The sequence below is a fragment of the Pseudomonas sp. MF09156 genome (assembly GCF_059862305.1).
This window is the reverse complement of sequence record NZ_JCBCUR010000007.1, coordinates 14898-28107: the sequence shown is the minus strand read 5'-3', so window position 1 is coordinate 28107 and position 13210 is coordinate 14898. Positions and strand designations below refer to the sequence as shown.

Annotated in this window: 15 protein-coding genes; all 15 read right to left on the bottom strand. The window is 59.5% G+C overall.

The features are described 5' to 3' along the window. Positions 1 to 63 precede the first annotated feature (63 nt). The gene (gene der, locus AC19YY_RS17240) at positions 64 to 1533 is read right to left on the bottom strand and encodes a ribosome biogenesis GTPase Der (protein WP_169956319.1); all 1470 of its coding nucleotides are present in this window, start codon (positions 1531 to 1533) and stop codon (positions 64 to 66) included. A 134-nt stretch (positions 1534 to 1667) separates the two neighbouring features. After that, positions 1668 to 2819, bottom strand: a complete 1152-nt coding sequence (gene bamB, locus AC19YY_RS17235; RefSeq protein WP_032858293.1) for an outer membrane protein assembly factor BamB — start codon at positions 2817 to 2819, stop codon at positions 1668 to 1670. Then, a complete protein-coding gene (locus AC19YY_RS17230) occupies positions 2812 to 3453 on the bottom strand; it encodes a YfgM family protein (protein ID WP_057437951.1) in 642 nt (213 codons plus the stop codon). The genes bamB and AC19YY_RS17230 overlap by 8 nt, the downstream gene beginning before the upstream one ends. A 41-nt stretch (positions 3454 to 3494) precedes the next feature. Next, positions 3495 to 4784 (bottom strand): histidine--tRNA ligase, encoded by a 1290-nt coding sequence (gene hisS, locus AC19YY_RS17225; RefSeq protein WP_099169878.1) that lies wholly within the window; start codon positions 4782 to 4784, stop codon positions 3495 to 3497. A 23-nt stretch (positions 4785 to 4807) separates the two neighbouring features. Continuing rightward, complete coding sequence (ispG, locus tag AC19YY_RS17220) at positions 4808 to 5917, bottom strand: flavodoxin-dependent (E)-4-hydroxy-3-methylbut-2-enyl-diphosphate synthase (protein ID WP_057437947.1); 1110 nt, start codon at positions 5915 to 5917, stop codon at positions 4808 to 4810. A gap of 2 nt (positions 5918 to 5919) precedes the next feature. Further along, a complete protein-coding gene (locus AC19YY_RS17215) occupies positions 5920 to 6909 on the bottom strand; it encodes a RodZ domain-containing protein (protein ID WP_500604569.1) in 990 nt (329 codons plus the stop codon). Beyond that, positions 6909 to 7667, bottom strand: a complete 759-nt coding sequence (gene pilW, locus AC19YY_RS17210; protein WP_169956315.1) for a type IV pilus biogenesis/stability protein PilW — start codon at positions 7665 to 7667, stop codon at positions 6909 to 6911. The genes AC19YY_RS17215 and pilW overlap by 1 nt, the downstream gene beginning before the upstream one ends. 12 nt (positions 7668 to 7679) lie before the next feature. Beyond that, on the bottom strand, positions 7680 to 8828 hold the full coding sequence (gene rlmN / locus AC19YY_RS17205; protein WP_169956313.1) for a dual-specificity RNA methyltransferase RlmN: 1149 nt from the start codon (positions 8826 to 8828) through the stop codon (positions 7680 to 7682). Positions 8829 to 8857: 29 nt separating this feature from the next. After that, positions 8858 to 9283, bottom strand: a complete 426-nt coding sequence (ndk, locus tag AC19YY_RS17200; RefSeq protein WP_017846179.1) for a nucleoside-diphosphate kinase — start codon at positions 9281 to 9283, stop codon at positions 8858 to 8860. Between the two features lie 91 nt (positions 9284 to 9374). Further along, a complete protein-coding gene (iscX, locus tag AC19YY_RS17195) occupies positions 9375 to 9575 on the bottom strand; it encodes a Fe-S cluster assembly protein IscX (RefSeq protein WP_057437937.1) in 201 nt (66 codons plus the stop codon). Positions 9576 to 9589: 14 nt separating this feature from the next. Continuing rightward, on the bottom strand, positions 9590 to 9931 hold the full coding sequence (gene fdx / locus AC19YY_RS17190; RefSeq protein WP_016977666.1) for an ISC system 2Fe-2S type ferredoxin: 342 nt from the start codon (positions 9929 to 9931) through the stop codon (positions 9590 to 9592). A gap of 3 nt (positions 9932 to 9934) precedes the next feature. After that, positions 9935 to 11797 (bottom strand): Fe-S protein assembly chaperone HscA, encoded by a 1863-nt coding sequence (gene hscA / locus AC19YY_RS17185; RefSeq protein ID WP_170042972.1) that lies wholly within the window; start codon positions 11795 to 11797, stop codon positions 9935 to 9937. A gap of 51 nt (positions 11798 to 11848) precedes the next feature. After that, the gene (hscB, locus tag AC19YY_RS17180; RefSeq protein WP_169956309.1) at positions 11849 to 12370 is read right to left on the bottom strand and encodes a co-chaperone HscB; all 522 of its coding nucleotides are present in this window, start codon (positions 12368 to 12370) and stop codon (positions 11849 to 11851) included. 8 nt (positions 12371 to 12378) lie between these two features. Continuing rightward, a complete protein-coding gene (iscA, locus tag AC19YY_RS17175) occupies positions 12379 to 12702 on the bottom strand; it encodes an iron-sulfur cluster assembly protein IscA (RefSeq protein ID WP_010565230.1) in 324 nt (107 codons plus the stop codon). A 28-nt stretch (positions 12703 to 12730) separates the two neighbouring features. Beyond that, positions 12731 to 13117 carry a Fe-S cluster assembly scaffold IscU gene (gene iscU, locus AC19YY_RS17170; protein ID WP_028617851.1) on the bottom strand — a complete coding sequence of 129 codons (387 nt, stop codon included), beginning with the start codon at positions 13115 to 13117 and terminating at the stop codon, positions 12731 to 12733. Between the last annotated feature and the right edge of the window lie 93 nt (positions 13118 to 13210).

Below are 13210 nucleotides of genomic sequence, written 5' to 3'. Positions count from 1 at the left end.
GTCGCTATCGCGGGTAAGCCTGCTCCCACACAAGCCTGCTCCCACACAAGCCTGCTCCCAGAGCTAGCGGCGATCTTTACGCTTTTTGTCAGCCTTCTTGTTGTGGCTCATCAAGCGACGTTTCTTGTTCACTTGGCGGTCAGTCAGGCTGTTCTTGTTGCCTTCGTACGGGTTTTCACCACCTTTGAACTCGATGCGGATCGGTGTACCGACCAGCTTCAGGACACGGCGGTAGGTGTTTTCCAGGTAACGCACGTAGGACTTGGGCACCTTCTCGATCTGGTTACCGTGGATCACGATAATCGGCGGGTTGGCACCACCCAAGTGGGCGTAACGCAGCTTGATTCGACGGTTGTTGACCATCGGTGGCGCGTGTTCGCCCACGGCGTCTTCGAGGATCTGGGTCAGACGGTTGGTCGGCCAGCGGGTGACCGCCGACTTGAACGAGTTCTGTACCGACGCGTAGAGGTTGCCCACGCCAGTGCCGTGCAGCGCCGAGATAAAGTGGATATCGGCGAAGTCGACGAAGAACAACCGACGTTGCAACTCGACCTTGACGAAGTCGCGCTCGCTCGGGGTCATGCCGTCCCATTTGTTGATCGCGATCACCAATGCCCGACCGGCCTCCAGGGCAAAGCCCAGCAGGTTGAGGTCGTGGTCGACCACGCCTTCGCGGGCGTCCATGACGAAGATCACCACGTTGGCGTCTTTGATCGCCTGCAGGGTTTTGACCACCGAGAACTTTTCAACTTCCTCGTGGATCTTGCCGCGCTTGCGCACACCGGCGGTGTCGATCAGCGTGTACTTCTCGTCGTTACGCTCGAACGGGATGTAGATACTGTCGCGGGTGGTGCCGGGCTGGTCATAGACGATTACCCGGTCTTCACCGAGCATGCGGTTGACCAGGGTCGACTTGCCCACGTTGGGGCGGCCGATGATGGCGATCTTGATCCCGTCTTTTTCACTCGGGCCAGGAATGCGCTTGGCTTCCTCACCTTCAGCGACGATCTCTTCTTCACCTTCAACTTCTTCGGCGTCATCCTTGGGGAAGTCGCTCAGGGCGATTTCCAACATCTGGGTGATGCCGCGGCCGTGGGCACCGGCGACAGGAATCGCGTCACCCAGGCCCATCGGGCTGAATTCGGCTCGGGCCGCCTCAGGATCGATGTTGTCGATCTTGTTGGCGATCAGATAGGAGCGCTTGTTACGCTTGCGCAAGTGCTCGCCGATCATTTGGTCGGCAGCGGTGTAGCCTGCGCGGGCGTCCACCAGGAACAACACGACATCGGCTTCTTCAATGGCCAGCAGCGACTGCTCGGCCATCTTTTCGTCCATGCCATGCTCGTCACCGGAGATACCACCGGTGTCGACAATAATGTAGGAGCGCCCTTGCCACTTTGCCTCACCGTATTGGCGATCACGGGTCAGACCGGACAAGTCGCCGACGATGGCGTCGCGAGTCCTGGTCAGGCGGTTGAACAAGGTGGACTTGCCGACGTTAGGTCGGCCCACCAGGGCGATTACGGGAACCATGCGGCTCTCCACTGCGTTATTTCAGAAAATACAAAAGCCGCTGCAAGGCAGCGGCTGGTGCTCGGGGCAACACCCGAAGGTGCCGCATGCCCTGCCGAAGCAGGGCCGCCTGGGGGTTACCCCAAGCATAGTTCTTACTTGATGGTCAGGGCTTCCAGCTTGCCGCTGTTACCAAACACATAAAGCATGTTGCCTACTACCAGCGGACGCGCACGCAGGCCGTCGCTGTCGATACGCTCACGGCCGACAAAGCGGCCATCCACCTGGCTCAGCAGGTGCAGGTAACCTTCCAGGTCGCCTACCGCTACATAGCTGGAGAATACTTCCGGAGCCGACAGTTGACGGCGAGCCAACGAGTCGTTGCTCCACAGGGCTGTGGTGGAACGTTCGTCGACGCTTTCAACGGTACCGGATGCCAGGCTCACGTAGACGCTGCCAAACCCTTGGGCGACACCGGCGTAGCTGGAAGCATCACGCTGCCACAGGACACGACCGCTTTGCAGGTCCAACGCCGCAACACGGCCCTGGTAAGTGGCGACGTACAGGGTTTCGCCCGACAGCAGCAAGCCGCCGTCGATGTCCACGACACGGTCCAGCTCGGAGCGACCTTGCGGAATGGCGACCCGCGATTCCCAGGCCGGCACGCCGTTCTGGGTATCCAGGGCGACCACTTTACCGGTCGAAAGACCTGCCAGCGCCAGGTTATTGGTCACAACCGGACCACTGGTACCGCGCAACGTCAACACCGCAGGGGTGCTGTCATACAGCCAGCGCTGCTCACCGGTGTTGGCGTCGAGGCCGATGACACGGTCATCCTGGGTCTGCACCACGACGATGTCGCCGTTGGTGGCAGGCGGTGCGAGGACTTCACTGGTCACGCGAGCGCGCCATTTCTCTTCACCGTTGCTCGAATCCAGGGCCACGACTTCGCCTTTCAGCGTGCCGATCATCACCATGCCGTAACCCACGCCGACGGCGCCGGAAACCGGGAGCTCGAGGTCTTTCTTCCACTTGACGTCGCCGTTCATGCGATCCATGGAGATCACCACGCCCGTCACGTCAGCGGCCACAATGTTGTCACCGTCGATTGCCGGTACCAGCATGTTGTAGGTGTCGCCCTGGCCGTCACCGATGGAGCGGCTCCACTGCTTTTGCAGGACCACTTCTTCCTTGAAGCTGGTCAGCTCGGCCGGAGGCAGTTCTTTTTTGCTGTTGCTGCTGCAACCCGCGGCCAAAACGGCCAGAGCCAGCAATGCTGCATGTTTCCAACGGATCACGTCACGCATCCCCTTTGGCCAAGTCGTCCAGCTTGATTTGTAAGCCACCGACCGCTGCTTCATCAGACAGCGCAGCCTTGGCTTTTTGGTACGCAGCATTGGCTTCGTCGGTACGACCCAATTGGACCAGCAGGTCGCCCTTGAGCTCTTCGCGAGTGGCTACAAATGCCTTGTCAGCATCGCCGTCGAGCAGTTTCAGTGCTTCGTCGGCTTTGTTCTGTGCGGCCAGGACCTGGGCCAGGCGCTGACGTGCGATTTCACCCAGGGTCGGGTTGCTCGGTTTGTCGGCGATGGCTTTGAGCTCGGAGGCTGCATCATCCAGCTTACCGGTATCGACCGCGACTTTCGCGACGAACAGGCTGCCGTATTGGGCGTAGGTGCTACCACCAAATTCGTTTTTCAGCTTGCCGGCCAGGTCCGCCACTTGGGCAGGATCAGGCTTGCCAGTGGGCGTCAGCGTGGTTTCCAGCAGCTGCTGATAGAGCATCGAGGCGCCTTGCGACTGATTGCCCTGATACTTCTGGAACGCCTGCCAACCGAACACCACCACCAGCGCCAGCAGGCCGCCAGTTACCAAGGGTTTGCCGTTACGCTGCCACCAGTCTTTGAACTCGGCCAGCTGATCATCTTCAGTACTCGACACCCCAATACTCCTTAATCGCTAAATTCGGCTGTTTGACAGCTTCAACCCTGCACGATGCAGGTGGCCAAGTGCGCGGCAAGCGCATCAAAGGCAATGCTTTGTTGTTCGCCCTGGCCACGCAGGGGTTTGACACTTACCACTTGCTGGGCCAGTTCATCGTCGCCCAGGATCAGCGCGTACAACGCGCCGCTCTTGTCGGCTTTCTTAAATTGGCTCTTGAAGCTGCCAGCGCCGGCATTGACCAGCAGGCGCAGGCTCGGCAGTTGGTCGCGCAGCTGTTCGCTCAAGGCCAGGCCAGCCAATTCAGCTGCCTCGCCAAAGGCGCACAGGTACACGTCCACCTGACGGGAAATTTCTTCAGGGATCTGCTCCAGGGTTTCCAGCAGCAGGATCAGCCGCTCGATGCCCATGGCAAAACCCACGCCCGTGGTCGGCTTGCCGCCCATCTGCTCGACCAGGCCGTCGTAGCGCCCACCGGCACACACGGTGCCCTGGGCGCCGAGCTTGTCGGTGACCCACTCGAACACGGTCTTGCTGTAGTAATCGAGGCCGCGCACCAACTTGGGGTTGATCACGTAGGGAATACCGGCCGCATCCAGGCGAGCCTTGAGGCCCTCGAAGTGGGTGCGGGATTCGTCATCCAGGTAGTCGGCCATTTTCGGCGCGTCGACCAGCACGGCCTGGGTGTCGGCGTTCTTGGTATCGAGGACGCGCAACGGGTTGGTCTTCAGGCGACGCTGGCTGTCTTCATCGAGCTTGTCCAGGTGGGCCGACAGATACTCGACCAGGGCCTCACGGTAACGGCCACGGGACTCACTGGTGCCCAGGCTGTTGAGCTCGAGCTTGACCGCGTCGCGGATGCCCAATTGGCCCCACAGGCGCCAGGTCAGCACGATCAGCTCGGCGTCGATGTCCGGACCATCGAGGTTGAAGACTTCGCAACCGATCTGGTGGAATTGGCGATAACGGCCTTTTTGTGGGCGCTCGTGGCGGAACATCGGGCCGATGTACCACAGCTTCTGGGTCTGGCCACCACCGGTGATGCCATGCTCAAGCACAGCGCGCACGCACGCAGCAGTACCTTCCGGACGCAGGGTCAGGGAGTCGCCGTTGCGATCTTCGAAGGTGTACATCTCTTTTTCGACGATGTCGGTCACTTCACCGATGGAGCGTTTGAACAGCTCGGTGAACTCGACGATTGGCATGCGGATCTGCTTGTAACCGTAGTTATCCAGCAGGCGCGCGACCGTGCTCTCGAAATAGCGCCACAGGGGCGTCTGCTCGGGCAGGATGTCGTTCATGCCACGAATGGCTTGCAGAGACTTGCTCACATCAAATCCTTAAATTCGTTCGATCAGCCGCGAGCGATAAGCGCTGCGTCAGAGGCGACCTTCTCGGCCGCTTTCTCGCGGATCAGCCGTTCCAACTGATCCACCAGATTATCATTCGTCAATTTCTGCGACGGCTTGCCGTCGATGTAAATCAGGTTCGGGGTACCGCCGGTCAGGCCCACATGCGCCTCCTTGGCCTCACCCGGCCCGTTGACCACGCAACCGATAACCGCGACATCCAGCGGCACCAGCAGGTCTTCCAGGCGTACTTCCAACTCGTTCATGGTTTTCACCACGTCGAAGTTCTGCCGCGAGCAACTCGGGCAGGCAATAAAATTGATGCCACGGGAGCGTAAATGCAGGGATTTGAGAATGTCGTAGCCGACTTTCACTTCCTCTACCGGGTCCGCCGCCAGGGAGATGCGAATGGTATCGCCAATCCCGTCGGCCAGCAGCATACCGAGACCCACCGCAGATTTCACTGTGCCTGAACGCAAACCACCGGCTTCGGTGATGCCCAGGTGCAACGGCTGCACGATTTCCTTGGCCAGCAGGCGGTAGGCTTCTACCGCCATGAACACGTCGGAAGCCTTTACGCTGACCTTGAAGTCCTGGAAATTCAGGCGCTCAAGGTGCTCGACGTGGCGCAGTGCAGACTCGACCAGGGCTGCCGGGGTAGGCTCGCCATATTTTTTTTGCAGGTCTTTTTCCAGGGAACCGGCGTTGACGCCGATACGGATCGGGATCCCGCGATCACGGGCCGCATCGACCACGGCACGCACGCGGTCTTCGCGACCGATGTTGCCCGGGTTGATCCGTAGGCAGTCGACACCCAGTTCGGCCACGCGCAACGCGATCTTGTAGTCGAAGTGGATATCGGCGACCAGTGGCACCTTGACCAATTGCTTGATGCGGCCAAACGCCTCGGCAGCGTCCATATCCGGCACGGAAACCCGCACGATATCGACGCCGGCGGCTTCCAAGCGGTTGATCTGGGCCACTGTGGCAGCCACATCATTGGTGTCGCTGTTGGTCATGCTCTGTACGGCAATGGGGGCATCGCCACCCACCGGCACCGAGCCGACCCAGATCTTGCGCGATACGCGACGTTTGATTGGAGATTCGCCGTGCATGACTATTGTCCCAACTTCAGGCGAGCGGTCTCGCCACTGGTGAACGGCGCCACGTCCACAGGCTGGCCGTTGTAGGCCACTTGCGCGCCACGGGCGAAGCCCAGACGCAGCGTCAAAGGAGGCTTGCCGACCTGATCAAGCGTATCTCCCTTACGCTTCAAAGCACTGAACAGGACCTTGCCATTGCCATCGGTGACTTGTGTCCAGCAGTCAGCGACGTAGGTAATCTGGAGACGGCCATCGCCCGCCACGCTGGCAGGCGCCTGGGCGGCAGGTGCGGCGACCGTTGGTACGACGGGTGCGACCGGTGCCGGCACAACGGGGGCCTGGGCCGCAGTGGCCGGAACCTGGCTTGCGGGCGCGGCTGGAGCGGCTGCAACGACGGCCGGGGCCGACTCGGTGCCGGCTTCGGCAGGCGGTTGGCCTGCTTGCAGGTCAAGATTGGTTTCAGCCGTGGCCTCGCCCTGGGCGACAGCCTGGTCTTCCGGCTCGTCCAGGGGATGAATCTGGGTGGTGCCGTCGGCGCTTTCGACTTCGACGTGCTCCATAGCGTTGCTGATCAAGTCCTTGCTGCGCAGCGAGGTCTGGTCCTGCCACCAGACAAAACCACCACCGATCACCGCAATCAGCAACAAAAGGCTGACAATTCGCAAAATCGTGTGGGAAACACGCACGGGCTCTTCAATACGACCAAGACCGTGTACGTTGCTGCCCTGGGAATCGGTACCGGTGAACTGGTCGAATTGCTGGACCAGAATGGCCTGGTCGGTGCCCAGCAGCTTGGCGTAGGCACGGATATAACCGCGGGCAAAGGTATGCCCGGGCAGTTTGTCGAACGCGCCGTTTTCCAGGTTGCCCAGGGAAGTGGTGGTCAAATTGAGCTTGAGGGCCACTTCTTCGAGCGACCAACCATTGCTTTCGCGGGCCTGACGCAAGGTCTCGCCTGGGTTTACGCGATTAGCGGCTACAACTTCCGGGTGCGCGGCTTTCATCATTGCTCCGACAGGTATTGCTGATATTCCGGCGTACCGGGATAGAGTCGTTCTAGTTGCTGGCCAAAACGTGCGGCCTTGTCGCGCTCTTCATGAACTGTGGCCAGGCGCACACCAAGCAATAGACTACGTGCATTTTGCCCACTGAGCAGGCTAAAACGCTCGTAATAGTCACGTGCCGGCACATAATGCCTGTCTTCAAACGACAACTGGGCCATTTCAAGCAAGGCCCGTGGCTGGCGCTGGTTCAGGTGCAGGGCTTTTTCCAGTTGCCGGCGGGCGTCTTCACGTTGGCCAAGGCGCATGGAGGTCACTCCCAGGTTTTCGAAAACCCGCGAACGCTCAGGATATAGGGTATCAGTAGCTGCTTGCTGGAAATAACCGGCCGCGTGCTTATAACGCTCCTGCTGAAACAGGAAGCTGCCGTAGTTGTTAAGCAGGCGCGGATCATGGGGGCGAACCGCCAGGGCCTTCTGGAAATACTGGTCGGCCAGCTCGGGCTCGGCCTGGGCCTGGAACACCAGCGCTAGCGCCGCATTGGCGTCGGCATCCTGATTATCGAGGGCCAGGGCCTTTTGCAGCGGCACCTTGGCCTGCTCGCTCAAGCCCTGGCGCAAGTAACCCAACCCCAGCTGCACATAGGCAGCACGCGCTTCGTCACGGCCCTTGCCAGTTTGCAGCGGGCTGTCAGAGCCCGATGAAACACAGCCAACCGAGAGGCTGGCAACAAGCAAAAGCAGCGCAAGGCGCAGGGGCATAGAGTTCCTCTCTCAGGTTCTTGTCGCGGCGTTCTGCGCCAGATCGCTGTCGGCGCTCAACTCGCGCACGGCGATATAACGCTCGCTACGACGGGTGCGATCCAGCACCTGTCCTACCAATTGACCACAGGCGGCGTCGATGTCTTCACCACGGGTGGTGCGCACAGTGACGTTGTAGCCTGCCTGGTGCAGTTGATCCTGGAAACGACGAATGGCGTTGTTGCTCGGCCGCTCGTAGCCAGAATGGGGAAACGGGTTGAACGGAATCAGGTTGATCTTGCACGGGGTGTTCTTAAGCAGCTCGATCATCTCGACCGCGTGTTCGACCTTGTCGTTGATGTCCTTGAGCATGGTGTACTCAATAGTCAGCACGCGCTTCTCGCCCAAGGTCGCCATATAACGCTGGCAAGATTCGAGGAGCATCTTAAGCGGATACTTCTTGTTGATCGGCACCAATTGGTTACGCAATGCGTCATTGGGTGCATGCAGCGACAACGCCAGGGAGACGTCGATGTGCTTGGCCAGCTCATCGATCATCGGGACCACGCCGGAGGTCGACAGGGTCACACGGCGCTTGGAAATGCCGTAGCCCAGGTCGTCCATCATCAGATGCATGGCCGCAATCACGTTGTCGAAGTTCAGCAGCGGCTCACCCATGCCCATCATCACCACGTTGGTGATGGCACGGTCGACGGTTGCCGGTACGCTGCCAAAGGATTTGTTGGCAATCCACACCTGGCCGATGACTTCGGCGGCGGTGAGGTTGCTATTGAAGCCTTGCTTGCCAGTGGAGCAGAAACTGCAGTCCAGGGCACAGCCTGCCTGGGACGAAACGCACAAGGTGCCGCGTTTGCCCTGGGGAATGTAGACGGTCTCGACGCAACTGCCGGACGCCACGCGCACCACCCACTTACGGGTGCCATCGCTGGAGATGTCCTCGCTGACAACCTCGGGACCACGAACCTCGGCAATCGCCTTGAGCTTGTCGCGCAGGGCCTTGCTGACGTTCGTCATGGCGTCGAAATCGTCGACGCCAAAGTGGTGAATCCACTTCATTACCTGACCGGCACGGAAACGCTTCTCCCCGATTGAGTCGAAGAATTTTTCCATTTCCTGTTGAGTCAGACCCAGCAGGTTGGTTTTTACAGTCGATGTAGTCATGGATTCACCTTCACTCTTTAAGCCAATGCTTAGCGAGTGGTTACTTCAGTAGCTGCGAAGAAGTACGAGATTTCACGAGCAGCAGCGGCTTCGGAGTCCGAACCGTGTACAGCGTTGGCGTCGATGGAGTCAGCGAAGTCAGCACGGATGGTGCCGGCAGCAGCTTCTTTAGGGTTGGTAGCGCCCATCAGCTCACGGTTCAGAGCGATAGCGTTTTCGCCTTCCAGAACCTGTACAACAACAGGACCGGAGATCATGAAGGCAACCAGGTCGCCGAAGAAGCCACGAGCGCTGTGCTCAGCGTAGAAGCCTTCAGCTTCAGCCTTGGACAGTTGCTTGAGTTTCGAAGCTACAACCTTCAGGCCGGCTTTTTCGAAACGAGTGGTGATCTCGCCGATGACGTTTTTTGCAACAGCGTCAGGCTTGATGATGGAGAAAGTACGTTGAACAGCCATGGTGTAACTCCAGAAACGGTAATTTGCGAAAAATTAAACCCGCGAATTATACGCGGGTTCTTGGGTATTGCCTAACTGCGTGAGGGAGGCTTCAGTCCTGTTCTTCTTTCCAGGCAGTCTGGATAGCTTCAAGAACCTTTTCACCGCCGCGATCCCGCTCGTCTTCGAACCCTGGCAAGGCCATGACCATGTCACGCAAAGCTACAAAGTTCACGGAATAGGGATCCGTATCCGGATGGCCATCGGCCAGCAGAATAGCGATCTCTTGCACATCAACCCATTTAAGACTCATGACACTTCCTTGAATCAGTGCGGCGCTTCGGCCGCATGGTTGAGCGAATACTTCGGAATTTCGACGGTAAGGTCCTCTGTTCCCACCTTGGCCTGACAGCTCAGACGCGACGTCGGTTCCAGGCCCCACGCCCTATCAAGATAGTCCTCTTCCAGCTCATCGGCCTCTTCAAGGCTATTGAAACCTTCGCGGATAATGCAGTGACACGTGGTACAGGCGTTAACGCCACCACAAGCACTCTCGATCTCGATGTGGTTGTCGTGGGCAACTTCGAGAATGGACTTGCCGGTCTCAGCCTCCACGACCATACCGTCCGGGCAATGCTCGGCGTGTGGCAGAAAAATGACCTGCGGCATCAGTTATTCCTCGATTTCATTCAGGTTGCGTCCCGCCAGGGCGGCTTTCACCGTCTGGTTCATACGACGGGCGGCAAAGGCATCGGTTACTTGTGAAAGGCGCTTGGTCTGTTGTTCGATGGCATAGCCATCGGTACCTTTCATCAATTGGGCCAGCTCCTGCATCTGCAGGTCGATGACCAGGCGTTCTTCAGCATCCAGCAGGCGCTCACCGTCTGCCTCAAGCGCGCCCTGCACCGCTTCAAGCAGGCGCTGGGCATCGACTTGCTGCTCACGCAACACACGGGCGACCTTATCGTCACCGGCATACTGGAACGAATCCTTGAGCATCTTGGCGATTTCGCCGTCAGTCAGGCCGTAGGACGGCTTGACCTGAATGCTGGCCTCAACGCCCGAACCCAGTTCGCGTGCAGCTACGCTGAGCAGGCCGTCGGCGTCGACCTGGAAGGTCACGCGGATCTTCGCCGCACCCGCGACCATGGCCGGGATGCCGCGCAATTCAAAACGCGCCAGGGAGCGGCAGTCGCTAATCAGCTCGCGCTCGCCCTGCAGCACATGGATCATCATGGCCGTCTGGCCATCTTTGTAAGTAGTGAAGTCCTGGGCGCGGGCGACGGGAATGGTGGTGTTGCGCGGAATCACCTTCTCCATCAGGCCACCCATGGTTTCCAGGCCCAGGGACAACGGAATCACGTCGAGCAGCAACAATTCGCCACCGTCACGCTTGTTGCCGGCCAGGGTATCGGCCTGGATCGCAGCCCCAATGGCCACCACTTGATCCGGATCGATTTCGGTCAATGGCTGGCGGCCAAAGGCTTCAGCCACCGCTTCGCGAACCCGAGGCACACGAGTCGAGCCGCCAACCATGACCACCGCACCCACTTCTTCCAGCTCAATGCCGGAATCACGTACCGCACGACGACAGGCTTTCAGGCTGCGGGCAACCATTGGCTCGATCAGCGCATCGAAGGCGTCACGGGTCAGTTGGGCCGACCAGGAGCCGTAGGAAACTTCAACAGATGCGGCGTCGGTCAGGGCTTCCTTGGCGGCGCAGGCGGTTTGCAGCAGATTGCGCTGGGCGCCAGGATCCAAGTCGGCGGACAAGCCGGCGCTGGTGATAATCCAACCGGCGATGGCGTGGTCAAAGTCATCACCGCCCAGGGCACTGTCGCCACCGGTAGCCAGCACTTCAAACACACCGCCGGTCAGGCGCAGGATCGAAATATCAAAGGTGCCGCCGCCCAGGTCGTAAATCGCAACCAGGCCTTCAGCGTGCTGGTCCAGGCCGTATGCCACGGCGGCCGCAGTCGGCTCGTTGAGCAGGCGCAACACATTGAGGCCAGCGAGTTTCGCTGCATCCTTGGTGGCTTGACGCTGAGCATCGTCGAAATAGGCAGGAACAGTGATTACCGCGCCAACCAATTCACCGCCCAAGGTGGTTTCTGCACGCTGGCGCAGCACCTTGAGGATATCGGCCGATACTTCCACCGGGCTTTTCGGCCCCTGGATAGTGTCGATGAACGGCATATGGGATTCGCCGCCGACAAAGCGATATGGCAGTTGGTCGCCCAATTGCTTGACGTCGGACAACCCACGACCCATCAAGCGCTTGACCGACAGCACGGTATTGAGCGGGTCGGTAGACGCCGCCAGTCGAGCGGACTCGCCCACTTCGGTGCGATCCGCGTGATAGCGCACCGCCGACGGCAGGATCACCTGGCCATCAGCATCGGGCAACGGCTCGGAGAGACCGCTGCGCAGTGCGGCGACCAGTGAATTGGTAGTACCCAAGTCGATGCCAACCGCCAGGCGACGCTGGTGCGGTTGAGGACTTTGGCCGGGTTCGGCGATCTGCAGTAGAGCCATGGTAATCAGGTCTTATCTGTCTATCAGGCGTGCAATCTGTGCAGCACTGGGTTAATCGTCGAGGCGCTCTTCTAGCTGGCGCACTTCGTAAGTGAGCTTGTCGAGGAACTGCATGCGCCGCATCAGGCGTTCGGCCTGCTCACGTTGCGCTGCATCGTCCCAACAGGCTGCGAAGCTTTCGTTGAGTGCATCCTGGGCCACTTTCAGACGCCGCTTGAAGACCGCGACGCCAGCCAGATCGGCCTCGTCCTGCAGGTCTTCGAGCTCTTCACGCCATTGCATCTGCTGCATCAGGAAATCAGGGTCATGGACCGTGACTTCCAGCGGCATTTCGCCACCACCCATGGCGAGCAGGTAACGCGCGCGCTTGGGGGGGCTTTTGAGCGTCTGATAGGCTTCGTTGAGGCTGGCTGACTGCTCCAGCGCCAGGCGCTGCTCACGCTCGGAAGCGTCGGCAAAGCGATCCGGATGCACCCCGCGCGCCAATTCACGGTAGCGCGTGGCAAGCTGCTCGAGGTCCAGGCGAAAACTCGGCTGCAACTCGAATAAAGCGAAATGACAAGGAGTACCCACAAATAGCCTCAGATGTTGAAGCTTTCGCCGCAGCCACATTCACCGCGCACGTTAGGGTTGTTGAACTTGAAGCCTTCGTTCAACCCTTCCTTGACGAAATCGAGCTCGGTGCCGTCCAGGTAGGTCAGGCTTTTCGGGTCGATGATCACTTTCTCGCCGTGACTTTCGAACACCTGATCTTCCGCCACCACCTCGTCGACGAACTCCAGCACATAGGCAAGGCCGGAACAGCCCGTGGTGCGCACACCCAGACGAATCCCCTCACCTTTACCGCGCCCATCCAGGGAGCGTCGCACGTGCCGCGCAGCCGCTTCTGTCATGCTGATAGCCATCGTTGACTCCTTACTCGTCGCCAAATGCTTAGATCAAGCCTTTCTTCTGCTTGTAGTCGCGAACGGCCGCCTTGATGGCGTCCTCTGCAAGTACCGAGCAGTGAATTTTCACGGGCGGCAGGGCCAGCTCTTCAGCCAACTGGGTGTTGCTGATAGTGACAGCCTCATCCAGGGTCTTGCCTTTCATCCATTCGGTCGCCAGGGAACTGGAGGCGATGGCTGAACCGCAGCCGTAGGTCTTGAACTTGGCGTCTTCGATAACGCCAGCGTCGTTGACCTTGATCTGCAGGCGCATGACGTCGCCGCACGCCGGGGCGCCGACCATGCCGGTGCCCACATCAGGATCTTCCGCGTCCATCTTGCCGACGTTGCGCGGGTTTTCGTAGTGGTCGATGACCTTTTCGCTGTAAGCCATGGTACTGAATCCTCACTCATCAGGGCCGCTCTGGAACCCTGTAAAAACGCCTGCGTTTTCCGCCACGTTCCTACAGAGCTTGGGTGGCGGCTT

What these genes read in the sequence shown, in the direction of transcription:
- bamB (WP_032858293.1), bottom strand. Translation starts at nt 2,819, where the DNA reads ATGCGTGACGTGATCCGTTGGAAACATGCAGCATTGCTGGCTCTGGCC.
- iscU (WP_028617851.1), bottom strand. Translation starts at nt 13,117, where the DNA reads ATGGCTTACAGCGAAAAGGTCATCGACCACTACGAAAACCCGCGCAAC.
- iscX (WP_057437937.1), bottom strand. Translation starts at nt 9,575, where the DNA reads ATGAGTCTTAAATGGGTTGATGTGCAAGAGATCGCTATTCTGCTGGCC.
- ispG (WP_057437947.1), bottom strand. Translation starts at nt 5,917, where the DNA reads ATGCACGGCGAATCTCCAATCAAACGTCGCGTATCGCGCAAGATCTGG.
- AC19YY_RS17215 (WP_500604569.1), bottom strand. Translation starts at nt 6,909, where the DNA reads ATGAAAGCCGCGCACCCGGAAGTTGTAGCCGCTAATCGCGTAAACCCA.
- pilW (WP_169956315.1), bottom strand. Translation starts at nt 7,667, where the DNA reads ATGCCCCTGCGCCTTGCGCTGCTTTTGCTTGTTGCCAGCCTCTCGGTT.
- rlmN (WP_169956313.1), bottom strand. Translation starts at nt 8,828, where the DNA reads ATGACTACATCGACTGTAAAAACCAACCTGCTGGGTCTGACTCAACAG.
- hscA (WP_170042972.1), bottom strand. Translation starts at nt 11,797, where the DNA reads ATGGCTCTACTGCAGATCGCCGAACCCGGCCAAAGTCCTCAACCGCAC.
- iscA (WP_010565230.1), bottom strand. Translation starts at nt 12,702, where the DNA reads ATGGCTATCAGCATGACAGAAGCGGCTGCGCGGCACGTGCGACGCTCC.
- der (WP_169956319.1), bottom strand. Translation starts at nt 1,533, where the DNA reads ATGGTTCCCGTAATCGCCCTGGTGGGCCGACCTAACGTCGGCAAGTCC.
- ndk (WP_017846179.1), bottom strand. Translation starts at nt 9,283, where the DNA reads ATGGCTGTTCAACGTACTTTCTCCATCATCAAGCCTGACGCTGTTGCA.
- fdx (WP_016977666.1), bottom strand. Translation starts at nt 9,931, where the DNA reads ATGCCGCAGGTCATTTTTCTGCCACACGCCGAGCATTGCCCGGACGGT.